General features: G+C 71.9%; 23 protein-coding genes. 4 read left to right on the top strand and 19 right to left on the bottom strand.

Annotated elements, in window-relative coordinates; all coding sequences use genetic code 11:
• Positions 1 to 3: 3 nt before the first annotated feature.
• Positions 4 to 693 (bottom strand): MtrAB system response regulator MtrA, encoded by a 690-nt coding sequence (gene mtrA / locus KBX08_RS17220; RefSeq protein ID WP_030331519.1) that lies wholly within the window; start codon positions 691 to 693, stop codon positions 4 to 6.
• A gap of 379 nt (positions 694 to 1072) precedes the next feature.
• Here mtrA and KBX08_RS17215 point away from each other — a divergent pair, with 379 nt between their 5' ends.
• Positions 1073 to 1231 (top strand): hypothetical protein, encoded by a 159-nt coding sequence (locus KBX08_RS17215; RefSeq protein WP_210784505.1) that lies wholly within the window; start codon positions 1073 to 1075, stop codon positions 1229 to 1231.
• Between the two features lie 94 nt (positions 1232 to 1325).
• Here the strand turns inward: KBX08_RS17215 and ahcY are convergent, their stop codons facing one another.
• From ahcY to KBX08_RS17150, 13 genes are all read right to left on the bottom strand, one after another.
• Positions 1326 to 2825 carry an adenosylhomocysteinase gene (gene ahcY, locus KBX08_RS17210; RefSeq protein ID WP_091394012.1) on the bottom strand — a complete coding sequence of 500 codons (1500 nt, stop codon included), beginning with the start codon at positions 2823 to 2825 and terminating at the stop codon, positions 1326 to 1328.
• A gap of 279 nt (positions 2826 to 3104) precedes the next feature.
• Positions 3105 to 4268, bottom strand: a complete 1164-nt coding sequence (manA, locus tag KBX08_RS17205; RefSeq protein ID WP_210784504.1) for a mannose-6-phosphate isomerase, class I — start codon at positions 4266 to 4268, stop codon at positions 3105 to 3107.
• Between the two features lie 3 nt (positions 4269 to 4271).
• Positions 4272 to 5279: a cation diffusion facilitator family transporter gene (locus KBX08_RS17200; protein WP_210784503.1), complete on the bottom strand. Its 1008-nt coding sequence runs from the start codon at positions 5277 to 5279 to the stop codon at positions 4272 to 4274.
• A gap of 67 nt (positions 5280 to 5346) precedes the next feature.
• Positions 5347 to 6546, bottom strand: a complete 1200-nt coding sequence (locus tag KBX08_RS17195) for an SIS domain-containing protein (RefSeq protein ID WP_210784502.1) — start codon at positions 6544 to 6546, stop codon at positions 5347 to 5349.
• Positions 6543 to 6728: a Trm112 family protein gene (locus tag KBX08_RS17190; protein WP_210784501.1), complete on the bottom strand. Its 186-nt coding sequence runs from the start codon at positions 6726 to 6728 to the stop codon at positions 6543 to 6545. Before KBX08_RS17190 ends, KBX08_RS17195 begins: the two co-directional genes overlap by 4 nt.
• 61 nt (positions 6729 to 6789) lie before the next feature.
• On the bottom strand, positions 6790 to 8175 hold the full coding sequence (locus KBX08_RS17185) for a phosphomannomutase/phosphoglucomutase (RefSeq protein ID WP_210784500.1): 1386 nt from the start codon (positions 8173 to 8175) through the stop codon (positions 6790 to 6792).
• A 69-nt stretch (positions 8176 to 8244) separates the two neighbouring features.
• Positions 8245 to 9306, bottom strand: coding sequence for a hypothetical protein (locus tag KBX08_RS17180; RefSeq protein ID WP_210784499.1), 1062 nt, complete (start codon positions 9304 to 9306; stop codon positions 8245 to 8247).
• Positions 9307 to 9457: 151 nt separating this feature from the next.
• Positions 9458 to 10099 (bottom strand): deoxyribonuclease V, encoded by a 642-nt coding sequence (gene nfi, locus KBX08_RS17175; RefSeq protein ID WP_238691332.1) that lies wholly within the window; start codon positions 10097 to 10099, stop codon positions 9458 to 9460.
• Between the two features lie 134 nt (positions 10100 to 10233).
• Complete coding sequence (locus tag KBX08_RS17170; RefSeq protein WP_210784497.1) at positions 10234 to 10467, bottom strand: hypothetical protein; 234 nt, start codon at positions 10465 to 10467, stop codon at positions 10234 to 10236.
• Between the two features lie 186 nt (positions 10468 to 10653).
• A complete protein-coding gene (locus KBX08_RS17165) occupies positions 10654 to 10971 on the bottom strand; it encodes a hypothetical protein (RefSeq protein ID WP_210784496.1) in 318 nt (105 codons plus the stop codon).
• Positions 10943 to 14911: a toxin glutamine deamidase domain-containing protein gene (locus KBX08_RS17160; protein ID WP_210784495.1), complete on the bottom strand. Its 3969-nt coding sequence runs from the start codon at positions 14909 to 14911 to the stop codon at positions 10943 to 10945. The genes KBX08_RS17165 and KBX08_RS17160 overlap by 29 nt, the downstream gene beginning before the upstream one ends.
• 15 nt (positions 14912 to 14926) lie before the next feature.
• Positions 14927 to 15259, bottom strand: a complete 333-nt coding sequence (locus KBX08_RS17155; protein ID WP_210784494.1) for a hypothetical protein — start codon at positions 15257 to 15259, stop codon at positions 14927 to 14929.
• The gene (locus KBX08_RS17150; protein ID WP_210784493.1) at positions 15256 to 15678 is read right to left on the bottom strand and encodes a YbaB/EbfC family nucleoid-associated protein; all 423 of its coding nucleotides are present in this window, start codon (positions 15676 to 15678) and stop codon (positions 15256 to 15258) included. Before KBX08_RS17150 ends, KBX08_RS17155 begins: the two co-directional genes overlap by 4 nt.
• Positions 15679 to 15756: 78 nt before the next feature.
• Here KBX08_RS17150 and KBX08_RS17145 point away from each other — a divergent pair, with 78 nt between their 5' ends.
• Positions 15757 to 17019 carry an SUKH-3 domain-containing protein gene (locus tag KBX08_RS17145; protein ID WP_210784492.1) on the top strand — a complete coding sequence of 421 codons (1263 nt, stop codon included), beginning with the start codon at positions 15757 to 15759 and terminating at the stop codon, positions 17017 to 17019.
• Here KBX08_RS17145 and KBX08_RS17140 read toward each other — a convergent pair.
• Positions 17016 to 18455: an aldehyde dehydrogenase family protein gene (locus KBX08_RS17140; RefSeq protein ID WP_210784491.1), complete on the bottom strand. Its 1440-nt coding sequence runs from the start codon at positions 18453 to 18455 to the stop codon at positions 17016 to 17018. The two genes, KBX08_RS17145 and KBX08_RS17140, sit on opposite strands and share 4 nt — an antisense overlap.
• 142 nt (positions 18456 to 18597) lie before the next feature.
• On the opposite strand from KBX08_RS17140, the gene KBX08_RS17135 reads away from it, so the two are divergent.
• Positions 18598 to 20034 carry a gamma-aminobutyraldehyde dehydrogenase gene (locus tag KBX08_RS17135; protein ID WP_210784490.1) on the top strand — a complete coding sequence of 479 codons (1437 nt, stop codon included), beginning with the start codon at positions 18598 to 18600 and terminating at the stop codon, positions 20032 to 20034.
• A 3-nt stretch (positions 20035 to 20037) separates the two neighbouring features.
• Complete coding sequence (gabT, locus tag KBX08_RS17130) at positions 20038 to 21309, top strand: 4-aminobutyrate--2-oxoglutarate transaminase (RefSeq protein WP_210784489.1); 1272 nt, start codon at positions 20038 to 20040, stop codon at positions 21307 to 21309.
• A gap of 55 nt (positions 21310 to 21364) precedes the next feature.
• Here gabT and KBX08_RS17125 read toward each other — a convergent pair whose 3' ends face one another.
• Genes KBX08_RS17125 through KBX08_RS17110 form a run of 4 tightly spaced genes read right to left on the bottom strand, consistent with a single transcriptional unit; the run spans position 21365 to position 24908 of the window.
• Positions 21365 to 22039, bottom strand: a complete 675-nt coding sequence (locus KBX08_RS17125) for a hypothetical protein (RefSeq protein ID WP_210784488.1) — start codon at positions 22037 to 22039, stop codon at positions 21365 to 21367.
• A 57-nt stretch (positions 22040 to 22096) separates the two neighbouring features.
• The gene (locus KBX08_RS17120) at positions 22097 to 22774 is read right to left on the bottom strand and encodes a M15 family metallopeptidase (protein WP_210784487.1); all 678 of its coding nucleotides are present in this window, start codon (positions 22772 to 22774) and stop codon (positions 22097 to 22099) included.
• Positions 22771 to 23901: a D-alanine--D-alanine ligase family protein gene (locus KBX08_RS17115; protein WP_210784486.1), complete on the bottom strand. Its 1131-nt coding sequence runs from the start codon at positions 23899 to 23901 to the stop codon at positions 22771 to 22773. The genes KBX08_RS17120 and KBX08_RS17115 overlap by 4 nt, the downstream gene beginning before the upstream one ends.
• Positions 23898 to 24908, bottom strand: a complete 1011-nt coding sequence (locus tag KBX08_RS17110; protein ID WP_210784485.1) for a threonine/serine dehydratase — start codon at positions 24906 to 24908, stop codon at positions 23898 to 23900. The genes KBX08_RS17115 and KBX08_RS17110 overlap by 4 nt, the downstream gene beginning before the upstream one ends.
• Positions 24909 to 24976: the final 68 nt, after the last annotated feature.

Here is a 24976-nt window from a genome sequence, read left to right as displayed (position 1 = left end):
AGGCTATCCGGTCCCTGCCTTGTAGCCCACGCCCCGCACGGTGAGGATGATTTCCGGTCGCTCCGGGTCCGGCTCGATCTTGGCCCGCAACCGCTGGACGTGCACGTTGACCAGACGGGTGTCGGCCGCGTGCCGGTAGCCCCAGACCTGTTCGAGCAGCACCTCGCGGGTGAAGACCTGACGTGGCTTGCGGGCGAGCGCGACCAGCAGGTCGAACTCCAGCGGCGTCAGCTTCACCTCCTCGTCGTTGCGGCTCACCGTGTGCGCGGGCACGTCGATGGTGATCTGGTTGTCCGGCGGCCCGATGGTGAGCATCTCCGGGGCCACGTCCTCGCCTCGGCGCAGTCGGGCCCGCATCCGGGCCACCAGTTCCTTGGGCTTGAACGGCTTGACCACGTAGTCGTCGGCGCCGGACTCCAGGCCGAGCACGACGTCCACGGTGTCGCTCTTCGCGGTCAGCATGACGATGGGCACGCCGGACTCCGCCCGGATCGACCGGGCCACGTCGATACCACTCATACCGGGAAGCATCAGGTCAAGCAGCACGATATCGGGACGGCTGTCGCGAAAGGCGGCCAACGCCCGCTCGCCGTCCGCCACAAACGAGGGCAGGAAACCCTCACTGCGCAGCACGATGCCGAGCATCTCGGCGAGCGCGGGGTCATCGTCGACCACCAGTACGCGGGCTCTCATGGGATTAATATTGCATCCTCATTCAGTTCGGTGGGACCGGCGTCCGCCGGTAACGCTTCGCGCCGCCGTCAAACCGGTGATCGCGGTCCGCGGCGGCGGCGCCACGGCTGCGGTGCCTGGCGCGCGAACGGGCCGTCGCCAGGCTGCCACCATGATCCCCCTTCGACGCCGCCGGGCGCCACCACAGGCTGGGCCGATCCGGCTGTCGCTATCCGGACGACGGTCAGCCGAACAGCCGAGCCCTCAGTGGCCCCGCCGTCTTCTACCCCGGGCGGGCAGGCGAACACCCCACCGGGGAGGTTCACGACAAGCCTCCTGAGCCACTGCCGAGGACCGACGACCGCCCCGGCAGCCAGCCGGCTGTGGCAGGATCCCCGCCGTGAGGGGATTCCTGCCGTGGCTGACGGTGCTGGCCGTGGTGCTGCTGCTCAGCGCACTACGCCTGCGGGCGCTGGCCACCGTGGTGTCGGTCGGCTGGTTGGTCTGGTGCGTCTGGACGTGGTTCCGGCCCACCCGGCGCGGCCCCCGTTCGGGCTGACCCGGCGGCGGACAGACGCTGAGCCCGCCGAGCCGGCGGCGCAGACGACGAACCGGGCCGGCTGCGAACAGCCGACCCGGTCCGGAGATGTCGATCAGTAGCGGTAGTGATCCGGCTTGAACGGACCCTCCGTGGAGACGCCGAGGTAGGCGGCCTGCTCCTTGGTCAGCGTGCTCAGCTTGGCGCCGAGCGCGCCGAGGTGCAGCCGGGCCACCTTCTCGTCCAGGTGCTTGGGCAGCACGTAGACGCCGATCGGGTACTCCTCGGTCTTGGTGAAGAGCTCGATCTGGGCGATCGTCTGGTTGGCGAACGAGTTCGACATGACGAAGCTCGGGTGCCCGGTCGCGTTGCCCAGGTTCAGCAGGCGGCCCTCGGAGAGCACGATGATGGCGTGCCCGTCGGCGAAGCGCCACAGGTCGACCTGCGGCTTGATGTTGATCCGCTCGACGTCGGACCGCTTGGCCAGCCCGGCCATGTCGATCTCGTTGTCGAAGTGGCCGATGTTGCCGACGATGGCCTGGTGCTTCATCCGGGCCATGTGCTCGTTGGTGATGACGTCGAAGCAGCCGGTGGCGGTGATGAAGATGTCGGCCTGCTCGACAACGTCGTCCAGGGTGGCGACCTGGTAGCCGTCCATCGCGGCCTGCAACGCGCAGATCGGGTCCACCTCGGTCACCACGACCCGGGCGCCCTGGCCGCGCAGCGACTCGGCGCAGCCCTTGCCCACGTCGCCGTAGCCCATGACGACCGCCATCTTGCCGCCGATCAGCACGTCGGTGGCGCGGTTGATGCCGTCGATGAGCGAGTGCCGGCAGCCGTACTTGTTGTCGAACTTGCTCTTGGTCACCGAGTCGTTGACGTTGATGGCCGGGAAGAGCAGGGTGCCAGCCCGGTGCATCTCGTAGAGCCGGTGCACGCCGGTGGTGGTCTCCTCGGTCACGCCCTTGATGCCGGCGGAGATCCGGGTCCAGCGCTGGCCGTCCTCGCCGAGCGAGCGGTGCAGCAGCTCGAGGATGACCGCGTACTCCTCGGAGTCGGCGGACTCGACCGGCGGGACCGCCCCGGCCCGCTCGAACTCGGCGCCCTTGTGCACGAGCAGCGTGGCGTCGCCGCCGTCGTCGAGGATCATGTTGGGGCCCTGCCCGTCCGGCCAGGCGAGCACCTGCTCGGTGCACCACCAGTACTCCGGCAGGGTCTCGCCCTTCCAGGCGTACACCGGAACCCCGGCCGGAGCCTCGGGGGTGCCGTCCGGGCCGACGACGATCGCCGCGGCGGCGTGGTCCTGGGTGGAGAAGATGTTGCAGGACGCCCAGCGCACCTGCGCGCCGAGCGCGACCAACGTCTCGATCAGGACGGCGGTCTGGATGGTCATGTGCAGGGAGCCGGTGATCCGCGCGCCGGCGAGCGGCTGCGCCTCGGCGAACTCGCGACGGATCGCCATCAGGCCGGGCATCTCGTGCTCGGCGAGCTGGATCTCCTTACGCCCGAACTCGGCGAGCGACAGATCCGCCACCTTGAAGTCGCCGTCGGCGAGCGTGCTCGGCCGGGCCTCGGACGGCGTGCCGCTGGCGGACGCCGGGAGGGTGCTGGTCATGAAAGCTCCTGTCGAACGATGTCTGCGCCGACCCTCCACCTTACGCGCGTCGCCGACGGGCATCAGGCACGGTCCGCGGACAGCGCACGGGGCGGTCGGTGATGGACGGACCTTCCCGCCCACGTCCCGCCCGCCCCGTGCATCCCCCCGGTTTGGTTCCCCCGCACGTTCTCGGACCGTCGTCGCGATAACGCTGCGTACTCATAGAGTCACACTCAGGCAGGGCAACGTCAAGCTATTCCGGGAAAGTCGGACTTGTGTCTTTAGCCCGAGCCGAGGTCAGCGCAGCCCGGACGTCGCCACATACGCCACACCGGCGCCGTCGATCCGCAGCGGCGCTTCCAACGCGGTACCGATCGCCGCCTCGCCCGAGACCAGCGTCAACGCGCCGGCACCGTCGTCCACGGTGATCGAACCGCCGGCGCAGAGCACCACCCGGGGGCCGGGCAACGCCAGCGTCACCGAGGGCACCGCCGCGTCGACCCGCACCCGGTGCAGCGCGAAATCGTCCACCGGCACAGGCCACCAGTCCACGCCCGGGCCGACCGGCTGCGCGGCCCGCACCGGATCGTCGAGCACCTCGAAGCGCAGCACCCGCAACAACTCGTCGACGTCCACCCGCTTCGGGGTCAGGCCGCCGCGTAGCACGTTGTCGCTGGCCGCCATGATCTCCACGCCGCAGCCACTCAGGTAGGCGTGCAGGTTGCCGGCGGGCATCCAGATCGCCTCCCCCGCCTCCAGCCGCAGGTGGTGCAACAGCAGCGCGACCAGCGCACCCGGATCCCCCGGGTACGCCTCGGCCAACCGGCGGGTCAGCTCCGCGTCCGGGCCGTCGGTCGGCGCTGCCACCACCGCTGCCAGCAGGTCGTGACGCCTGGCGACCGGCCAGGCGAGCAGTGTCCGCACCGCCGTCCGCAACCCCGCCGGGCCGGCCCGCAACGCCGCGACCACCGGCGCCAACGCCGGTACGCCGAACGCGGCGAGCGCCTCGGCCGACTCCACCGGATCCCGGAAACCGCACAGCGCCTCGAACGGGGTGAGCGCGACAAGCAACTCCGGCTTGTGGTGCGGGTCGGAGTAGTTGCGCTGCCCCTCGGAGCGCCCCGCCTCCGCCGCGTAGCCGGCCTGCGCCTGCTCGGCGTCCGGGTGGGCCTGCAGGCTCAGCGGAGCGTCGGCCGCGAGCACCTTGAGCAGGAACGGCAGCCGGCTGCCGAACCGTTCGGACACCCGCTGGCCGAGCCACTGCCCTGGTTCGTCCCGCACCAGGTCACAAAGGCTCACCCGCAGGCCGGCGCGATCCACGTGGGCCGGAGCGCCCGGGTGGGCCCCCAACCACAGCTCCGCCTCCGGACCCGCGCTCGGCACCGATCGCCCCTGAAGGAGGGCGATTGCCGAGCGCGAGCCCCAGGCGTAGTCCCGGATCGGCCCGTACAGTGGCTCCACGCGTCAGCCCCCGGGCCGCCCGGCCGCCTCGCCCGACGTGTCCTGCGGCTGCGGCACTGCGGTGTCGGCCGCGGCACCGGTGCCGGCCTCGGCGGCAGCCGCGCTGTACACGTCCGGCTCCAGATAGATCACCCGGGCGATCGGTACCGCGGCGCGGATCCGCGCCTCGACGGCGTTGATGCCGCGCGCCAGGTCGCGGGCGCTCTCCCACTCCGGAACGGCGATCTTCGCGGCCACCATCAGCTCTTCCGGGCCCAGGTAGAGCGTCTTCATGTGGATGATCCGCTCCACCTCGGGGCCATCGGTGACGGCACGCTCGATGGCGGCCACGTCGGACGCCTCGGCGCCCTCACCGAGCAGCAGGCTCTTCGTCTCGATGGCCAGCACCACGGCGATGACGACCAGCAGGATGCCGATCATCGCGGTGCCGGCGGCGTCCCACTCGCCGTTGCCGGTGATCAGCGTCATGGTGACACCGAACAGCGCGAACACCAGACCGACCAGCGCGCCGAGGTCCTCCAGGAGCACCACCGGCAGCTCCGGTGCCTTGGCCCGCCGGATGAAATGCACCCAGGACTGGTTGCCCCGGACGTGGTTGGACTCCTTGATGGCGGTCCGGAAGGAGAACGACTCCATGATGATCGCCGACACCAGCACGACCACCGGCAGCCAGTGCCAGGACTCGATGCCACCCTTGTGATGCCACTTGTGGTACGCCTCGTAGAGCGCGAACAGGCCACCGATGCTGAACAGCACGATGGACACGATGAACGCGTAGATGTAGCGCTCCCGGCCGTACCCGAACGGGTGTTCCGGGGTGGCCGCGCGCTTCGCCCGCTTGCCACCGAGCAGCAGGAGGCCCTGGTTGCCGGAGTCGGCGACCGAGTGGACCGCCTCGGCCAGCATCGACGACGACCCGGAGAGCAGGAACGCGATGAACTTGGTGACGGCGATGCCAATGTTGGCCAGCAGGGCGGCGACAATCGCCTTCGTCCCACCGTTGGCGCTCATGCCACCGCTCCGCTTCGCCGCACGAAGCCGCCCGGTCCGCGCATGACGCGCCGCCCCCTACGTTCGTTCACTGGTTCGACAGCTCCTTCATCTCGGTGATGGCCGGTACGGCCATCGGGTCCAGCCCGTGCGCCAGAGCAAGGTAGATCGAGGCGAAATCCGGAACGGCGATCAGCGACGCCAGCCGCTCCAGGGCGGAGCCGCCCTCGGCGGTCACCACGTCGCACCGCACGCCACGGCGCTCCGCGAGGGTCTGCACCGCGTCCGCACGGCGCTCCTCGACGGCGAGCGGCTCGTCGGTGTCGTCCTCGGCGTTGAGCCCGCCGTCGCGCAGCAGCACCAGCCGCAGCCGGGTGCCCTCGCCGTCGTCGTCGTCGGCCGGGTCGGCGAAGATGTCCCGCTCCCCCTCGGCCAGGCCGCCGAAGACGCCGTCGAGCAGCCCGACCCGACCCCGCCCGGCCTCACCCAGCGCTCCGGTGACCACCGGGTAGCGGGCGTTCGCCGACAGGGTGTCGCCGAACCGGCGGGCCGCCACAGTGGCCAGCGGGGACGAACCCCAGACGATCGGGATCGAGCCGGCCAGGCCCAGCGCCAGTGACTTCGCCGGGTTGACGAAGGACTCGGCGGCCGACCGGCAGCGGTCGGCGTCCGCGTCGAGCCGGGCCGCGGTCTCGGCCAGGTCCGCCTCGTTGACCTTCACGAGCCCGAGGGAACGGGCGGCGAGCAGGACCGGCACGGTGAGCGCCCAGAGGCTGGCCCGAGCCGGGGCACGCCGGGGCACCGGGATGAACGGCGCCCGGGCCTGCTCGGCGATCGACTGCAGCTGCGAGTCCGGGGCACCCACGGCGACGAGTCGGGCCCCACGGCGGTGGGCCGCCTCGGCGGCGCCGAGCGCCTCCGGGCTACGTCCGGACGCGCTCACCGCGATCACCACGTCGGCCGCGCCCACCCAACCGGGTACGCCGGCGGAGCGGTGCCCGATGATCGGGACCGGGCAGCGTGGTCCGGCGACGGTGGCCAGCACGTCCCCGGTACGCCCGGCGGTGCCGATGCCGGCGATGACGACGGCTCGGGGCCGCCCGTCATCGGCGAGCACCGCGAGGTTCGCCTCGGCTGCCAGCGCGGCGCTCTCGCGGACCTGCGCACCGGCCGACGCCGTGTGCCGGAGCATGCCGCCCGGGTCGGCCTCGGCCAACGCCTGCGGGTTGTCGAGCAGGGCCTCGTCGGCGTCACGGCGCCCGCTGACCCCGGCCGTACCGTCGATCATGAGGTCTGCCCGGGGCCGCCGCGCGCCTCGTCGAGCAGCAGCACCGGCACGTCGTCGCGGACCTCGAAGATCCGGCCGCACTCCGTACAGGTCAACGTCTGCGCCTCGGCGTCATAGGTGAGCGGGGCGTGGTGCGTGTCCGGACAGGCAAGGATCTCGAGCAACTGCGGATCCAGGGCCATGGCGCGGCTCCTTCCACGTGTACGGCTTGACCGACGGCGGTGCCGACCGGCGCAGGCGATCTTATCGGCGAACGCGGTCGAGCACGTCGTCCCGGAGCGAGACCATCCGATCCCGGGTGGGCGCCTCGACGTTGAGTCGCAACAGCGGCTCGGTGTTTGAGGCGCGCAGGTTGAACCAGGCGCCGTCGGGGAAACGCAGGGTGAGCCCGTCCATCTCGTCGGCCACCGCGTCGGGGTACGCGGCGCGCACCTCGGCCACCGCCGCCGCCTGGTCGGCCACCGTCGAGTTGATCTCGCCGGAGGCGATGTAGCGCTCGTACTCACCTGCCAACACGGACAGCGGCAGCGACTGCTCGCCCAGCGCGGCCAAGGTGTGCATCGCCGCGAGCATCCCGGTGTCGGCGAACCAGAAGTCCCGGAAGTAGTAGTGCGCGGAGTGCTCGCCGCCGAAGACGGCGTTGGTGCGGGCCATCTCCGCCTTGATGAAGGAGTGCCCGACCCGGGCGACGACCGGCTGCCCACCGTGCTCCCGGATGATCTCCGCGACCGCGCTGGAGGTGATCAGGCCGTGGATCACCGTGGAACCCGGGTGCTTGGCCAACTCACGGGCGGCCACGAGTGCGGTGATCGCCGACGGTGAGACCGGCTCGCCGCGCTCGTCCACCACGAAGCACCGGTCGGCGTCTCCGTCGAAGGCCAACCCGATGTCGGCCCCGTGCTCGACCACAGCGCGCTGGAGGTCGACCAGGTTCGCCGGGTCGAGTGGGTTGGCCTCGTGGTTGGGGAAGTTGCCGTCCAACTCGAAGTAGAGCGGCACGATCTCCAGCGGCAGCGGCGACAGGGCTGCGTCGCCCAGCACTGTCGGAACGGTGAAGCCACCCATGCCGTTGCCGGCGTCGACGACCACCTTCAACGGCCGGATGCCCGAGAGGTCGACCAGCTTGCGCAGGTAGCCGGCGTAGTCGGGAAGCAGGTCGCGCCGCTCGGCGGGCCGGGTCGGCGCACCGGCGGGACGAGCATCGCCCGAGTCCAGCAGGGCCTGGGCCCGCTCCCGGATCTCGGCCAAGCCGCTCTCCTGGCCGATCGGGCGCGCGCCGGAGCGGCACATCTTGATGCCGTTGTACTGCGCGGGGTTGTGGCTGGCGGTGAACATCGCGCCGGGCAGGTCGAGCGAGCCGGACGCGTAGTAGAGCAGGTCAGTGGAGGCGAGACCGATCTCGATCACCGACCGGCCCTCGGCGCGTACGCCGGCGGCGAACGCGGCGGCCAGGCCGGGCGAGGTGGCCCGCATGTCGTACCCGACGACGACGGCGTCGCCCGGCTCGTCGGTGGAGTTGAGCAGTTGGGTGAAGGCAGCGCCCAGTGCCTCGGCGGCCCGTTCGTCCCACTGGTCCGGCACCGTCCCGCGGACGTCGTACGCCTTCACAATCTGGGACAGATCAGACACGTGTTCCACTCCTTGGCCGCAGGTTAGACACCGATCCTGAGCCTAACGGAGGGCCGGGCCGTACTCCGCTCAGCCGGGGAGGCGGGGAATGAACGCGGTGTGGCCGTCACCGTCGGTGGGCGGGTCACCGGGCTTCGGGCGACCGTCGGGCCGACCCGGCATCGGCTGGGTGGCCTCCGGGGCGGGGGTGTCCGGCCGGGCACCGTAAACCCCCCCGGTGGCCGGACGCGGTGACGGCACCGCACCACCCCAGGCGGCGGCCGGCGGCTGTTGGCCGTACACCTGACCGGGGCGACCGGGCGCGGCCGGCAACCCACCCCCGGCGCGGTAGGTGGTGCCACCGGGGTTGCCCGGCAGGGTGCCGGGCGCGTCGTCGGACGGCTTGCGGTCCTGCCGCGAACGACGGAACAGCAGCACGATGAGCAGCAGTCCGACCGCCACCAACACGATGCCGAAGTACATCACCGGTGAACCTCCTCCGGACGATTCGGCGGCGGTCGCCGTGGTGTTCGGCGCCGAGGAGACGCCACCCTGTGCCGCCGGGTTCACCGCCTCGTCGACGGTCGCGACCTCGGTCGGCGTCGGAGTCGGCGTCGGCGTCTTCGACCGCGACGGAGTCGGCGACGGAGTGACCCGCCCTCCGGTCAGCCGCGCCGCGTCGGTGGCATGACCCAGCGTCTGGCCGGCGGCGCTGATGCCCGCGCCCCTGACCACGAGACGGCCGCCCGGCGAACCCGCCGCGAACGCCACCCGGTAGCGGACCGTGATGCCCTTGCCCTTGCACAGCGTCGGCTTCGAGGGTGACGTCTGCGCGGTCGACACGGTGCCGGCGCCGCCGGTGACGGCCACCGGGAACCAACGCCCACCCGCGTTGACCTCGACCGTCACCTGGTTCGGTTGGAGACCCTGCAGGCTGAAGCCCAGCGCGGTACGCAGCAGGACGCACCCGTCGGTGCGCTTGCGCACCGCGACGTTCACCCCCTGCGCGGAACCACCGGCGGCGAAGCTACTGGCCGCGCCCACCCGGACCGAGTCCTGATCGGCCAGCGCCGGTGACGCGCCGAGCATCACCAGGCCGCCCGCAAGACCGCAGACCGCCGCGAGCCGTGCCACGCGTCGACGCACTGTCATGATCACCTCGCCGTTCTCCCCGAGAGGGGTCCGCGGGTCAGGCTACTACCGGCCCCCCTGTCCCACCGGTCATAGAGCGCCCCGCATGTGTGCGGCGTTACGGTTTACGGCACCTTTCGCCGACCTCCTGGCAACCGGACTGACCAGCCAATCAGCGGGCCGGCTCCGCCTCGGCGAGGGCGTCACGGCACAGCCGGTCGGCGGTGCGGGTGGTCTCCGGCAGCCGGTAGCGCGGAGTCAACGCGAGCACCTGCGCTGTCGCGTTCTCCAGGCTCATCCGATGGCCGACGCTGACGAAGACCGGCTTCACCCCGTCGCGGGTCCGCAGCACCCGACCGACGACCTCACCACCGTCGCGCAACGACGACCAGGAACCCCGCCCGGCGGCCGGCGGATCCCACACCCCGACCAGTGGCGTCTTCGCCACCCCGATCGCGGGCAACCCCGTGACCACCCCCAGATGGCACGCGAGCCCGAACCGGCGCGGATGGGCCAGCCCGTGCCCGTCGCAGACCAACAGGTCCGGGACGGTGGTCAGCCGGTCGAGCGCAGCGAGCAACGCGGGCAACTCACGGAAGGCGAACAACCCCGGCACATAGCCGAACGCGGGTCGCCCCACACCGACAGCGGAATCCACCACCGCCAGGGTCCGGGCGTCCAGGACCGTCACAGCCGCCGCCAGCAGGTCACCACCCTCGGCGTACGCGACGTCCAGCCCGGCCACCGTCGCGGGCGCGCTCGGCCCCGGCCCGACCAGGTCCACCAGCGGCCGCAACTCCTCCTGTACGGCCACCGCCTCGGCAACACTGCCCGGCCCTGTCGCCCCCGTGCCCGGCGTGCCCGGCGTGCGCCATGATCCACTCGGCTTCACGGAAGTCGCGCTATCCCACGGCCTTGGATGCCCCGACTTCAAGGAACCGGAGTCGATCACCCTCGGCCTGAGGCGTCGGCGCCATCCCCGGCGGCCATCCCGTCGGGGCCACCGTCGACCCGGCCCCGGATCGCACCCAGGCCGAGCGCGAAGGCAATGCCGAGGGCGACGCCGAAGGCGACGCCACCCTTCGCACCGAACACGGGAATGCCGATCGCCAGACCGATCAGGATGCCGACCGGCCAGGCCCAGACGGTGGACCTGACGCTCTCCGTACCGGATTTCGCCATGCGTCGATCTTATTCGGCCCCGCCACGGCTCCACCCTCCGTCTGTCCATCCGCGAAGCATGCCTACTGCACTCTTGCTATGTCGGGATCCGCGCCAGGATCACCGGCCGCGCAAAGCTGCTCCTCGAACATGACGAACGTCCGCTGCCGAATCCCACGAATGAGCGCCTGCCCGCAGCACGCCCAATCACTGTTGACCGGATGGCTGGGGGCCACTGGCGCTGGCACCAGGCGTGAACATGGCTCGGATGCCCTCCTCGCCAGGCAGTGCGGTACCTCCGCTGACGGTCTCAGCCACTCGCTCGGCCGTCGCCCGATCAACGGTTTCGAAGCGGTCGACGTTCCGATAGTCGTTGACGAAGCGCACGACCAGAGCTGGATCGAAGGCCCACTGCCCATTGCGGTGATCCCATAGGATGGCATTACCTGCGCCCACGTCCATCACGAAGAGTCCGGCTGGGCCTCCGACCCTCTCGTCATTCCGGTAGATCACGTAGTACGTCAACAATCTCTTTCTCCAACTTGATGGCGACGTCCGCAGCTATTGGGAAATCAGAAGAATCTAACCCCAAGTCCTGCAACACTTGCGAGAAGCTAATCCCTTGACGGTCGAGCCACGACCGATACTTCTGCCAGGCGTCTCCGTTCTTGCTCAACCACTTGACAAAGCTTGCGTCCTTGGTCGGGAAATAATCCTCCAAGCCGGGCGGGACGGACTCCGACATCCGGCGCTCACGGTTCGTGGCAAGCATCCGGAGGAACGCGTGCACATGCTCCTCCGGCCGACTAGAGGCCCGGCGCAGGATCTCGTAGTCGCCGTGAGTCTGCATCCACGCTTCCCGTGAGTCACGCGTGTGCAGCTGTAGTTCGACTAGGAACCCGTCGGGAGCTCGTAGGGTGCAATTGAATCCGTAGAACCTGTTGCCTGCCCGCCAAAAATTCTTGAGATCCGACTGCGGAACGGAGAACCCGGCTTCCGTGAGGCCCGCGAGCACCAATTGAACGCCCCGCCGATAGTCCTCCCCCGGCGGCATCTCGAACAAGAACCGGAGGACGTCATTCACCGTCTGCGAAAATTCCTCTACCCCAATGTTTAGACCCCGCGCCTCATCGACGAACTTTCGTGCCAGCGAGCCCAGTCCCTTGACGCGATAGTCGCGGTCGCGCAACTGCACCAGCTCTTCAAGGCCCAGAGCTTCCGTCACATTGCGTCCGACCTGAGTCAGAGTCTCTTCGACTCGATCGGCGACCGCAAGTGCGCGATGTCGAAGCTCCGTCAGGGCCGCCAACTCGCCCGCGGAAAGTCGCGCCAACTCAACGGCTGGATCACCCAGCTCATTCATTGCGGTCGGATCACCACCCAGCCCGTCCGGCTGCTGTGCCGAGCCCGGGCCGTCGAGGAGCAGGTACATCCGGTTGATGTACGGGTCGCCGTGGCCGCCGTCGTCGTGCGTCGGCGGGTGATCCGGCAGGTCGGGCCGTTCGCTGAACCGGCCCCGGGGCAGTCCGCCGAGCGGCATCGGTCGGCCGTCTCCGCTCAGCACCAGCGCGTCGATGCCGACCACGTCAGGGTAGAGCGGCCGGTCCCGGACCACGCCGTTCTGCGGGTCCACGTAGAGCACGGTGCCGTTCTGGTTGAGCGCCACCCAGGCGTGCGAACCGCCGTGCGCCCACTCGGTGACCAGGAACGAGTAGCTGCCGTGGCCGCCCAGCAGCAGTTGGTCGTGCAGGTTGCGGTAGCCCCGGTCGGCGGCCTGCCGCGCCTGCGTGGCGTCGGTACGGTGACCGGACGCCGGGGCGAGGAGTTGTTGGAAGCGCCCGCCGGTCGCGTCCTCCACCCGACCCGGGCCGCCTGCCTCGCCACGGATGGGGCGCCGGATGTCACCGTCGAGGTAGCCGTCGAAGGTTCGTGGCGCCGACACGCGGGGTCGCCCGTGCACCCACGTCTCGAACAGCGACAGTGTGCAGTCCAGGCAGTTGATGCCACGGGTGGCGTCGGCAGCGGGACCGCCGTCGTTGAGCAGCCGGAACCAGCCGCCCTGTCGGGGGTCGGCGGTGCGGGTGACGGTGCCGTCTCGATCGCGGGGCATCTGTCGTTCGACGTCGACCTGGTGCAGCGCGAGCGGTGGCCGGAGTCCCCCGGGCTGCCCGTACGGCCGGGAGTCGTCGATCGGCGGCGGATCGTCGTCGCCGGTGAGCATTGACGGGCCGGCAGTCTCCACCGCGCCGAGCGCGAGGGCGCCCACGTCCCGGTTGGCGTGCTCGAAGGTCGCGCTGATGTCCACGACCGGCGGGGCCGTGGTGCCGGCCAGCACCGCGTCTGCCAGGTCACGCCATTCGGCGTACGCGCGAGCTTCCTCGTTCGCGGCGCGCTGCCAGCCGTCGGCCCACTGCCGGTTGCCGGCCTGGTGCAGTTGTCGGGCGTAGGTGGCGTACTCGACGGCTCGGCGATCGTGCTCCACGGCACGGGTGCGCAGTCGGGCGGCCTCGGCCTGCCGGCGGTTGTTCTCGAACCCGATCCGCAGTGACTCGTAGTGGTCCTGGTAGCGCCGTCGCTCGGCGGCTTCCGCCGCTGCGGCCCACTGCGCCGCGTACGAGTCATTGGTCTCGGGCTCGCGCACCGACGGGGCACCGAACGCGGCCACGTCGACGGGGATCGACGCCCTTCCCCGGGCGGGATGGTCGGGCGCTCGCACCGGTGCAGGTGCCTCCCGGGACGGGACACGCGACGGCACGGCGAACCGACCCACCGCCGGCGGGGTGGAGGCGACCGGCGGCGGCCCGTTGGTGGTGGTCGGGGCGCCGAAGGTGGTCGGTGCCGCCGGGCCGGGGGTGATCGTCGGTGCGGAGGGGCCGGCCGCCGGAGACCAGGCGGTCGGTCCGGAGGTGGCGGGGTGCGGGGAACTGCCGGGCTGGACCGGCGGCACACCGGTGGCAGCCGGCCCGCTGCTCGATTCGAGGGGACCGACCACGGGTGCGGACGCCGACGAAAGCCTCGGATCAGCACCCACCACAGGCCGACTCGGATCAGCCACCGCCGAGGTGGCCGGATCGGCAGTAGAAGCCGACGCGACCGGACCGGCACCCACCGCCGACGTGGTCGGGTCGGTGGTCGCCGCCGAGAGCACGGGGTCGGCCGCGACCGGAGACGCCGGCCCGGCTCCCCGTGACTGCTCGACAACCGGGGACGTCGGCGCAGCCAGTTGATTCGGCGACGACGCCACGACGGCCTCCGCAGGAACGCCCGCAGCCGTAACCAGAGCACCCGAAGCCACACCACCGGCAGCCCCCGCAGACGCAGCCCCCACCGCAGGCGAGACCGCCGCCGACGCCGCCGCCGAAGAGGGAGACGCTCCCGCCGAGGCCACCTCCCCAGCGACAGGCAGCACAGTCGGGAGGGAGGGGCCCGTGAACGATGCTCCGGCGAGGGCGTTGGCCTGCGCGTCGAGCCGTGCGCGTAGCGCGTGGTCGGTCTGCCCGGTCGCCGAACCGGTGGCCCCGGACGCGGCGGCGCGCGCCACGTCCTCCATCGAGGTCAGGCCCTGACCGGTGGCCAGGCTCGCCGCGCTGTCGGCGAGCACCTCGCCGGTCATCTCCCGCCCCAGGTGCTCCCCGACTTTCGCCGCTCGCCCGGTCGCGTGCCGGCCCAGGCCGGCCAGCGGTGCCACCGCCCCGCCGGCCAGCCCGCCCACCGCCGAGGCGCCGAGATCGGTCAGGTCCAGGCCGTGTGCCCGCCCGGTGGAGTTCTGGTACGCCTGGGTGGCCAGGGTGACCCCGGCTTCCTCGGTGGCCTCCTCCAGCCCGCCACGGGCGGCCCGCTTGGCGAGCCCGCGTGCGCCACCTCGGGCGACATCCTTGGCGGCCCGCTCGCCGGCCTCCTTGAGCCCGTGCTTGAGGGACTTGCTGGCCAGTTGGCCCATCAGCCGCTTGAAGATCTGTTGAACCAGCAGTCGTGTCGCGGTGATCGCCGCGCCGGCGGCCGGGGTTGCCGCACCGGCGGTCAGCACCGCCGCCACCGCCACTGTGAGCAGCTCGATGACCAGGATGCCCAGCTCGATCCAGACTTCCAGCTTGGCGCCCTCGATGTCGCAGCCGCACTCCTCGACCAGTCGGCCCAGGTCGGCCGTGACCGCGAGCAGCACGGGCAGCGGGGCGTCGGCACCCTCGGCGATCCCCCGCCAGGCCGCCTCGAACGCCGCGTCGACAGCTCCGACGCCGCCGTACCCGTTGTGCACCTCGACGGCGGCCGCGGCGGCGTCGGCGTGCGGCCCGGCGAGCACGGAGGCGACCGCGTACCACTGGTCGGCGACGTCCCAGACGGCCCGCTCGTTGCCCTCCGGCCACTGCACGCCGACCACCCAGTCGAGGGCCTCGTAGATCCAGCCGGGCACGTCCCACGGCGCGTAGTCCAGGGGGTGCGGGATGGGGCTCGGCAGCACGCTCATCGGGATCGTCGGCCGTCAGCGCCGGTCGGCGGCCCGACCGACCCGGGCGGCGCCGGCCCCGTCGGTCTGCACGCTCGCGTCGACCGCCTCGACCACGTCGCTGCCCAGCTCGGTGAGCCGGTGCCCGACGCCGGCCCAGGCCCGCAGCACTGTCTGCTCGAACCCGCGATAGTTGCGCTCGAAGGCGGCACCGATGTCGTCGCGACCCCACGGCCGAGCACCGCTGGTGGCCTCGATCGCGCCCCCCTCCGCCGCACGACGGGCCGTCACCGCCTCGCCGGCGAGCGCCAGGTCGGCGCCACCTCGGCGGGCCCGGGACGGATCAAGCCAGAGCTGCCCGTCGGTCATGGCTTCGCCTCATTTTTGCCGAGTACGGCGTCGGCCCGGCCGAGCAGCGTGGCGTAATCGCCGGTCTTGAGGAAGTCCGTCGCCCCGGAGCCGGCCGGCATGCTCTCGGCGACGAGGTCGCGGGTGACCTCTGCGGCGGCGGTCGCGGCGGCCCGGATCGTTTCGGTGACCTTTCGGCCGAGCGCGTCAGCGTCGCGGTCCCGGTAGATGGCCGGCGTCAGCTTGACCTCGATCAACTGGCCCTGCGCGCCCACTGTCGCCGTCACCTGCCCGTCGGCCGACCGGCGGGTCACCCGCAGCGCGGCGAGTCGCGTCTGGAGGGTGTCCAAACCGGATCTGAGCTGCTGGTATTGCCCATAAACGTCGTCGAATCGGGCCCGTAGCTCGCGATTGACGCCCCGGTCCGCCTGTTCGTCCATCGCCGCCCTCCCGTCACCGTCGGTAGAGCGAAACAATACCGGCCGCCATCGATCCGTGTAGTCCGGTAGTTTCAATGCGTGATCGACCGTCAACAGGCCGAGCAGCTCGCGGCCACCTGGGCCCGCCGTGACTCGCAGCGTCTCGGCCACGAGTGCACCGCGATGGTCGACGAGTTCGACCTGGGGTGGGTCATCACGTCCGTCGTGCCCACCGAGGTGCGCACGGTGCCGGGTGACCTGCCGACGACAGTCATCGACAAGCAGACCGGCACGGTCACCACCTGGCCCCGGGTGCCGAGCACTGTGGTGGCGGAGCTGTACCGGCGTAGCCAGCCCGTCGGGCCGACAGCTCCCCGCACTCTCGATCCGTCGAGCCTGCTGCTCCGGGAGATCCATCGGGGCGCCACCCCGAACACCGCCGCGCACCTGACCATCGACGGACGGATCTGGACGGCCCAGGGCACGAAGGCCGACGTGCCACTTCACCATCACCCGCTGGTCCGCGACTACCTCGACCAACTGCCCCCCGGCGAGTTGGTTCGCGGCGGGGAGGCGCACGCGGAGCTGATCGTGGTCTCGGACGTCCTGCACGAGTACGACCACCGCCGCGCCGCCGAGGGCATCGCGCCGATGGGGCGGGCCGAGGCAGCGGCGCTGCTGGAGGGCGCCCGCTTCGAGATCTTCCGGGTCCGTGAGCCGGGCGATCCCGCTGGTGGGCCCGCCGAGCGGCCCTGCGACTCGTGCATCGCCTTCCTGGTGCGGGCGAACGTCCTGCCGGAGTCGGCTCGCGCCTACACCGAGACCTGGAACGCGCCGGAGGCAGCCGACCCCGATCCTGGGCGGTTCCCGGCGGAGGTCGCGAACGCGCTGGTCGCGGCCGGGTGGCGGCCACACATCGGGGACCAGATCATGGCCGCCGCCGCCGTACGGGACGTCACGTCGGTGCCGGGGCGCAACCATCGGCACGAGGTCTTTCCCGCCGCCGTGGAGGCGCTCACCGCGTTCCCCAGCCTGGTGGGTGCGCGGCGCGGCAGGGGCGAGCAGGTGTGGATCTCCCGTTTCGACATCCGCCCGCACACCATCGCGCACACCGCCGACACCCTCGCGGACTTCGGCGCGGTGCTCGGCGTACGCCTCTTTCCGATCGGCACCGAGCAGCAGGACAGCATCCTGGCGGTGGACGAGCGCGGCCGGGTCTTCGCGCTCGACCAGGCCGGCGAGTGGTTCCTCGGCGACACCATCGACGCCGCGCTGACCACTCTGCTGCTCGGCCGCGCCCCCGCCCGGGTCCGCGACGACGGCACCTGGCGGGCCGACCAGCCCGGCGGCGTTGCCGGCTAGAGCGTGAGGCCGGTCAGCACCATGACCCGGGGCTCGGTGTAGTCGTCCATCGCGCTGCGCGGCCCTTCCCGGCCGACGCCGCTGCCCTTCACGCCGCCGTAGGGCATCTGGTCGGCGCGGTACGACGGCACGTCGCCGACGATCACCCCGCCCACCTCCAGCGCGCGGGCGGCGGCGAAGGCCACGTCCAGGCGTCGCGTGAAGACGCCGGCCTGCAAGCCGTACGCCGAGTCGTTCACCGCTGTGAACGCGGCCTGGTCGTCGGCGACCGGGGTGACCACCAGCACCGGCCCGAACACCTCCTCGGCCACCACCTTGGCGTTCGCCGGTACGCCGGTGAGCACGGTCGGGGGGTAGGTAGCACCGTCGCGGAGGCCGCCCACCTCGACGGTGCCGCCGGCGGCGACGGCCTCGGCCACCCACGTCTCGACCCGGCGGGCCGCGTCCTCGGACACCATCGGCCCGACGTCGGTCAGCTCGGACGCGGGGTCTCCGGTCCGCAGCCCTCGCACCGCCGCCACCAGCCGGGGCAGGAAGTCGGCGTGCCGGGCGTGGTGCACGTACACCCGTTGGACGGCGATGCACGACTGGCCGGCCTGGTAGTTGGCGAACGTCGCGATGCGCTGCGCGGCGAAGTCCAGGTCCTCGTCGGCGGTCCAGTCCGCACAGAGCACCGCGGCGGCGTTGCCGCCCAACTCCAGCGTCACGTGCTTCTCCGGCGCGGCGCGGCGGATGGCGGCGCCGACCGGCCCGGAGCCGGTGAACGACACCACCGGTAGCCGGGGTTCGGTGACCAGTTCGGCGGCGCGGTCGTTGGGCAACGGCAGCACCGAGAACATCCCGGCCGGGAGGTCGGTCTCGGCCAGCAACTCGCCGAGCAGCAGCGCGGTCAGGGGCGTCGCGGGCGCGGGCTTGACGATGATCGGCGCGCCGACGGCGATGGCCGGCGCCACCTTGTGGGCGACGAGGTTGAGCGGGAAGTTGAACGGCGTGATGCCCAGCACCGGCCCGCGCGGCACCCTGCGGACCAGGGCGATCCGCCCGCCGGCGGCCGGGTCGGTGTCGAGTCGTTGCAACTCGCCGGAGAAGCGGCGGGCCTCCTCGGCGGCCCAGCGGAACGTCGACACGGCACGCCCGACCTCGGCGCGGGCCCACTTGAGCGGCTTGCCGTTCTCCGCGGTGATCAGGGCGGCGATCTCGCCCGCGCGCTCGGCGATCCGCCGGGAAACGTGGTCGAGGGCCGCCGCGCGGGCGTGCGCGGGCAGGGTCGCGGCCTGCGCGGCCACCCCGGCCGCCGCGGCGACGGCGGCGTCGACCTGGTCGGGCGTGGCGAATGTGGTACGCCCCACCGGGCGGCCGTCGTACGGGTGGTGGACTGTCAACTCACCCTCGCCGGTGGCGGGGCGGGAGGCGACGAAGAAGGCTGCGGGCTCCACGCCGAGCAGAGTAGCCGAGCGGCCAGCCGACGGAAACAGTCGCGATAACCCTTGTCTGCCGCGAATTCAGTAGCGAAGATGGCAGAGAGATTGCGATAACCGCCGCAGAACCGCGCCCCCGGCCCCCTCGGAGTGATCCCTCATGAGTGACCAGCAGCAGCTGCGCAACTTCGTCAACGGCTCCTACGTCGACCCGTCCGATGGCGGTTACGCCGACCTGGTCGACCCCTGCACGGGTGAGGTGTTCGCCCAGGCCCCGGTCTCCGGCGCCGCCGACGTGGACGCGGCGATGAACGCCGCCGCCATCGCGTTCGAGAGCTGGCGGGAGGTCACCCCGGCCGAGCGGCAGCGGGCGCTGCTCAAGCTCGCCGACGCCGTGGAGGCGCGCGCCGCCGAGCTGGTCGACGCCGAGGTCCGCAACACCGGCAAGCCCCGCCAGCTCACCGCCGAGGAGGAGCTTCCCCCGGCGGTGGACCAGTTCCGGTTCTTCGCCGGCGCCGCCCGGATGTTGGAGGGGCGGTCCGCCGGGGAGTACCTGGCCGGGCACACCTCCTACGTGCGGCGGGAGCCGATCGGCGTCTGCGCGCAGGTCACCCCCTGGAACTACCCGCTGATGATGGCGGTCTGGAAGATCGCGCCCGCGCTCGCCGCCGGCAACACTGTGGTGCTCAAGCCGTCGGACACCACACCGGTGTCGACGCTGCTGCTCGCCGAGATCGCCGCCGAGTTCTTCCCACCGGGAGTGTTCAACGTGGTCTGCGGCGACCGGGACACCGGTCGTACCCTCGTGTCGCACCCGACGCCGCAGCTGGTGTCGATCACCGGATCGACCCGCGCGGGCATGGAGGTCGCCGCCGCGGCGGCCCCCGACCTGAAGCGCACCCACCTGGAGTTGGGCGGCAAGGCCCCGGTGGTGATCTTCGACGACGCGGACGTGGCGGCGGCCGCCGAGGCCATCGCGCTGGGCGGCTACTTCAACGCCGGGCAGGACTGCACGGCGGCCACCCGGGTGCTGGCCGGCCCCGGCGTCCACGACGACTTCGTGGCGGCGCTCGCCGAGCAGGCCCGCAACACGAGGACCGGTGCCCCGGACGACGCCGACGTGCTCTACGGTCCGCTGAACAACGCCAACCAGCTCACCCGGGTCAGCGGTTTCGTGGACCGTCTGCCGGACCACGCGGCGATCCAGACCGGCGGGTCCCGGCAGGGCGAACGCGGCTACTTCTACGCGCCGACAGTGGTCTCCGGGCTGCGTCAGGCCGACGAGATCATCCAGGACGAGGTGTTCGGGCCGGTCATCACCGTGCAACGCTTCTCCGACGAGGACGAGGCGGTGCGCTGGGCCAACGGTGTCGACTACGGCCTGTCCGCGTCGGTCTGGACGCGCGACCACGGCCGGGCCATGCGGATGACCCGTCGACTGGACTTCGGCTGCGTCTGGGTCAACACGCACATCCCGTTCGTCTCCGAGATGCCGCACGGTGGCTTCAAGCACTCCGGGCACGGCAAGGACCTCTCGGTCTACAGCCTGGAGGACTACACCCGGATCAAGCACGTCATGCACAACCTGGGGAGCTGAGCCATGCCGTCGAGCGAGGAGCTGCACAAGCGGCGCGGCGGTGCGGTGGCCCGGGGTGTCGGCAGTGTGATTCCGTCCTACGTGGACCGGGCGTCCGGCGGGACGATCACCGACGTGGACGGCCGGGAGTGGATCGACTTCGCCGCCGGCATCGCCGTGACCAGCGTGGGCAACTCCGCACCGAGGGTGGTCGACGCGGTCCGGGCGCAGGTGGAGCGGTTCACCCACACCTGCTTCATGGTCGCGCCGTACGAGTCGTACGTGGCGGTGTGCGAGCAGCTCAACGCGTTGACGCCCGGCGGGTTCGCGAAACGCTCGGCGTTGTTCAACTCGGGCGCGGAGGCGGTGGAGAACGCCGTCAAGGTCGCCCGACACGCCACCGGGCGGCCGGCGGTCGTGGTGTTCGACCACGCGTACCACGGCCGGACCAACCTGACCATGGCGTTGACCGCTAAGAACATGCCGTACAAGCACCGGTTCGGGCCGTTCGCCGGGGAGATCTACCGGGTGCCGATGTCGTACCCGCTGCGCGATGGTGGGCTCACCGGCGCGGAGGCGGCGGCCCGGGCGATCGAGACGATCGAGAAGCAGGTCGGCGCGGAGAACGTCGCCGCGCTGCTCATCGAGCCGATCCAGGGCGAGGGTGGCTTCGTCGTACCCGCGCCGGGTTTCCTGCCGGCGCTGCGGGCCTGGGCGACGGCGGCCGGGGTGGTCTTCGTCGCCGACGAGATCCAGACCGGTTTCTGCCGTACCGGTGACTGGTTCGCCTGTCAGCACGAGGGCGTCGAACCCGACCTGGTGACGCTCGCCAAGGGCATCGCCGGTGGTCTGCCGCTGGCCGCCGTGACCGGCCGGGCCGAGCTGATGGACGCGGTGCACGTCGGTGGGCTCGGCGGCACGTATGGCGGCAACCCGATCGCCTGCGCCGCCGCGCTGGGCACCATCGAGACCATGCACGAGTTGGACCTGGCCGGTGCGGCCCGACGGATCGAGTCGGTGCTGGTCCCCCGGCTACGGGCCATCGCCGAGCGGGATCCCCGGGTCGCCGAGGTACGCGGCCGGGGCGCGATGCTCGCCGTGGAGCTGGTGCTGCCGGGCACCCTCACCCCCGACCCGGTCGCCACCGCGGCGATCTCGGCGGCCTGTCACGCCGCGGGCCTGCTCACCCTGACCTGCGGCACGTACGGCAACGTGCTGCGCTTCCTGCCCCCGCTGGTGATCTCCGACGGGCACCTCGGTCGGGGTGCCGACCTCCTCGACGCCGCCTTCGGCTGAGCGCTGAGCAGGCTGAGCGGCGGAGGGGCCCGGTGCACGGGCCCCTCCGCCGAGGTCAGCGAAGCACCTCGACAGTGTTGCGGCGCACCAGGTTCTTGCCCGGTTCGCGGATCTGCTCCATGGCGGCGGAGTTGAGCAGCACGCAGCTTCCCGACGGGCCGGTCACCGTCACAGTGGTCGCCCGGTTGTTGTCCAGGTTGGTCACCCGCAGCCGGGTGCCCACCGGGAACTGCCCGCTGGTCGCCGCCGGTCCGGCCGCCTCCTCGAAGAAGGTGATCGCCCCGGAGCACGCCGACTGGGGCGCCGGGCCGGACGCGCCGGGCGACGCGGCGCCGGGGCGCACGGTGCCGGGGGCCGGAGCGCCGGCGGGCGGGGCCGCGCCGTCGACACGTTCCACCACGTTGCGGCGGATCACGTTCTTCCCCGGCTCGCGGACCAGCTCCATGGCCGCCGCGTTGAGCAGCACACAACTGCCCGACGGGCCGGTCACCGTCACAGTGGCCGCCCGGTTGTTGTCCAGGTTGGTCACCCGCAGCCGGGTCCCCACCGGGAAGCGGTCGCTGGTCGCCGCCGGCGCCCCGCCCTCCGCGGAGAAGGTGACCGAGCCGGAGCAGACCGACGACCGTGCCGGGGCCGTGTCGGCGAACCCGAAGCTGGTCCCCACCGACACGCCCACCGCGGCGAGCACCGCCACGCTCGCTGCCAGCACGTGCCTGCGCTGCACCCTCATCGCCGTCACTCCCGTCCTCGGTGGTGTCCTTCACTCACCGGTACGGACCGGAGCGTCCTACCGTTCAGCCGGCACGGGTATCGATCGTGCGGCGGCCAGGTCCACCGGCCCGTACCGGGTGCGCGGGGCCCCGGTGATCAGCGCCCAGTAACGGTCGCCGTACGACCAGTGCCACCACTCGGTCGGGTAGTTGACCATCCCCGCGCTACCGAGGGCGTCCACCATGATCTGCCGGTGCCGACGGGCGGTGCCGCCGATCGTCGGCGCGTCGGTGAAGCAGGCGTCGGCGCTGTCCTCCGGGGTGGCGTCGATGGCCGTGCCCAGGTCCAGCTCCACACCGTCGTCGGTGCAGAGCGTCAGGTCCACAGCGCCGCCGGTGCTGTGCGGGGCCACCTCGACCGGTGAGACGAACTTCGTGGTCTCCCGGTGCAGCCGCTGTGGCGACCAGTCCGGGTGCCGTCGGCGCAGCTCGTCGCGGTAGCCGGTGAAGATGGCCAGTTGCGCCTGGTACGGCCGGTAGCCCTCGACCACCAGCAGCCGCAGCCCGTCGGGCAGGGCACGCTGCGCGGCCAGCAGGCGGTCCACGACACCGGCGCGCAACCGGGCGTACGCCCCGGCCGGGTCGGCCGCCCGGCTGTCGAGCCGCAACTCCGGCAGCTCACGCAGGTCCACGAACTCCTCGCCGTCGTCGGCGCTGGGCACCGCCGCCACCCGGGGGTCGGAGAGCAGGATCATCTGATGCTCCCCGCCGTGCTCGCGGGCCGTTCCGCGTGCCGGAGCCGGGCCAACTCGACGAGCCGGTCCACCACCTCCCGGTAACTGGCCCCGACGGCGGCCCACACCTTCGGGTACATCGAGTGCGCGGTGAAGCCGGGCATCGTGTTCAGCTCGTTGACGTACAGCTCACCGGTCGTCTCGTCGTAGAAGAAGTCGACCCGGGCCAGACCCCAGCCGCCGATCGCGGCGAACGCGCGCAGCGACAGCTCGCGGACCCGCGCGGTCACCTCGTCCGGCAGCACGGCGGGGACGATCATCGGGTCGGCGTCGCCGAAGTACTTCTGCTGGTAGTCGAACCAGCCGCCGCTGACCTGCACCTCGCCCACCGCTGACGCCTCGGGACGCCAGCCGCCGAGCACCGCGCACTCCAACTCACGGCCGACGACCCCCTGCTCGACAATGACGAGTTGGTCGTGGCGAAGCGCCTCCTCCACGGCGGCGGCCAGGTCGTCATCCTCGCCGACGCGGGAGATGCCGATCGACGAACCCATGCTGGCCGGCTTGACGAACAGTGGGCGGCTCAGCCCGGTCACCAACTTCTCCGGGTCGTCGACCGCCCGGTAGGTGTGCGCGTCGAACGACACGTACGGGGTGACGGGGATGCCCTCGGCGCGCAGCGCCCGCTTCATCGCCACCTTGTTCATGCCGACCGCCGAGGCGAGGATGCCGCACCCGACGTACGGCACGTTCAGTGACTCCAGCAGCCCCTGCACCACACCGTCCTCGCCGTACGGGCCGTGCAGCACCGGGAAGACCACGTCCAGCTCGGCGTGGACCGCGCCAGGGGCGTTACCGGCGGACACCTGCACGACACCCGGACGCGGACCGGCCCGCAACTCGACGGCCGGCCCGGTCACCACCAACTGGTCGTCGATGGCCCGCTCGCCGGCCGGCCGGTCACGCAACTCGGCCAGCAGCGCGTCGGGCATCAGCCGAAACCCGCCGCTGCGGGTCACGCCGATGGCGACAGTGCGGTAGCCGCCACCGGCGAGCGCCCGAGCCACCCCGAGCGCGGAGGCACCGGAGACCTCGTGCTCCGCCGACGGTCCACCGAACAGAATTCCGATCCGAACTGGCGCGCTCACGCCGCCGCCCCTTCCTCAGCCAGGTCGGCGGATCGCGGGGCCATCAACCGGGCCACCAACGCCTCCTCCACGTTCCCGCCGGTAAGCACCACGCCGACCGTCCGCTGCCGGTCCCGGTCCGGCGGAAGCCGGAGAGCGCCGGCCAGGCCCGCCGCCCCGGACGGCTCGGCGAGCACCTTCAGCTCCGTGAGGATCAGCCGGAACGCCGCAGCGATCTCGTCGTCGTCGACCCGGACGACCCCGCGCAGCGTGTCCCGCACGATGGCGAACGGCAGCTCCCCCACGCAGGACGGCCGCAGCCCGTCCGCGATGGTGGGCGCCGGCGCGACCGGCACGCGTACACCTGCCGCCAGGCTGCGGGCGAGCGAGTCGCAGCCCACCGGCTCCACGCCGTACACCTCGATGCCGGAGCCGGCGGCGGCCAGGCACGCGCCGGCCACCCCGCCACCACCACCCACCGGTACGACCAACGCGTCCAACGGCGTCCCCGCGCGCTCGGCGTCCTCGATCAGCTCCAGGCTCGCGGTGCCCTGCCCGGCGATGACATCCGGGTGGTCGTACGCGTCGACGACGGGGTGACCGCTCTCGTCGCTGAGCCCGGTGGCCACCGCCACCCGCTCCTCGACGCTGGTGCCGGCGAACACCACCCGCGCTCCCGCCGCGCGCGCCCGGCCGACCTTCGTCGATGCCGCGTCGACAGGCAGCACCACTGTCGCCGCGAGCCCGTGCTGCCGGGCCGCCAACGCCACCGCCACCGCGTGGTTGCCGGTGCTCTGCGCGACAACCCCGGTGTGGCCGGCCACCGCGAGGCGGCCGACCGCGCGCAGCGCGCCCCGCATCTTGTACGAGCCGCCGTTCTGGAGGTTCTCCGCCTTGAGCAGGACCCGCGCCCCGGCACGCTCGTCGATCACCGGGGAGCGCAGCACGGGGGTACGGACCACGCGGCCGGCAAGCCAACGGCTGGCCTCCTCGACATCGGCCCGGACCTGGCCAACGGTGCGTGTCATCGTCTCTCCTCTTTCGGGCACACCACAGGAGGGGTCCAGCGGCACGTGGACCCCGGTGAAGGCGGGTG

The organism is Micromonospora sp. H61, from assembly GCF_018070325.1.
In the GTDB taxonomy this organism is placed as follows: domain Bacteria; phylum Actinomycetota; class Actinomycetes; order Mycobacteriales; family Micromonosporaceae; genus Micromonospora; species Micromonospora salmantinae.
Note: the sequence above shows the minus strand (reverse complement) of the source record. Positions and strands in the feature narration are given on the sequence as shown.

Excerpts from the sequence above, each read along its gene's own strand:
- KBX08_RS17200 (WP_210784503.1), bottom strand. The coding sequence starts at position 5,279 with ATGAGCGCCAACGGTGGGACGAAGGCGATTGTCGCCGCCCTGCTGGCC.
- KBX08_RS17155 (WP_210784494.1), bottom strand. The coding sequence starts at position 15,259 with ATGACCGACGGGCAGCTCTGGCTTGATCCGTCCCGGGCCCGCCGAGGT.
- KBX08_RS17110 (WP_210784485.1), bottom strand. The coding sequence starts at position 24,908 with ATGACACGCACCGTTGGCCAGGTCCGGGCCGATGTCGAGGAGGCCAGC.
- mtrA (WP_030331519.1), bottom strand. The coding sequence starts at position 693 with ATGAGAGCCCGCGTACTGGTGGTCGACGATGACCCCGCGCTCGCCGAG.
- KBX08_RS17160 (WP_210784495.1), bottom strand. The coding sequence starts at position 14,911 with ATGAGCGTGCTGCCGAGCCCCATCCCGCACCCCCTGGACTACGCGCCG.
- KBX08_RS17170 (WP_210784497.1), bottom strand. The coding sequence starts at position 10,467 with ATGGCGAAATCCGGTACGGAGAGCGTCAGGTCCACCGTCTGGGCCTGG.
- KBX08_RS17120 (WP_210784487.1), bottom strand. The coding sequence starts at position 22,774 with ATGATCCTGCTCTCCGACCCCCGGGTGGCGGCGGTGCCCAGCGCCGAC.
- KBX08_RS17190 (WP_210784501.1), bottom strand. The coding sequence starts at position 6,728 with ATGGCCCTGGATCCGCAGTTGCTCGAGATCCTTGCCTGTCCGGACACG.
- KBX08_RS17125 (WP_210784488.1), bottom strand. The coding sequence starts at position 22,039 with ATGAGGGTGCAGCGCAGGCACGTGCTGGCAGCGAGCGTGGCGGTGCTC.
- gabT (WP_210784489.1), top strand. The coding sequence starts at position 20,038 with ATGCCGTCGAGCGAGGAGCTGCACAAGCGGCGCGGCGGTGCGGTGGCC.
- ahcY (WP_091394012.1), bottom strand. The coding sequence starts at position 2,825 with ATGACCAGCACCCTCCCGGCGTCCGCCAGCGGCACGCCGTCCGAGGCC.
- KBX08_RS17180 (WP_210784499.1), bottom strand. The coding sequence starts at position 9,306 with ATGACAGTGCGTCGACGCGTGGCACGGCTCGCGGCGGTCTGCGGTCTT.
- KBX08_RS17150 (WP_210784493.1), bottom strand. The coding sequence starts at position 15,678 with ATGGACGAACAGGCGGACCGGGGCGTCAATCGCGAGCTACGGGCCCGA.
- KBX08_RS17135 (WP_210784490.1), top strand. The coding sequence starts at position 18,598 with ATGAGTGACCAGCAGCAGCTGCGCAACTTCGTCAACGGCTCCTACGTC.
- KBX08_RS17195 (WP_210784502.1), bottom strand. The coding sequence starts at position 6,546 with ATGATCGACGGTACGGCCGGGGTCAGCGGGCGCCGTGACGCCGACGAG.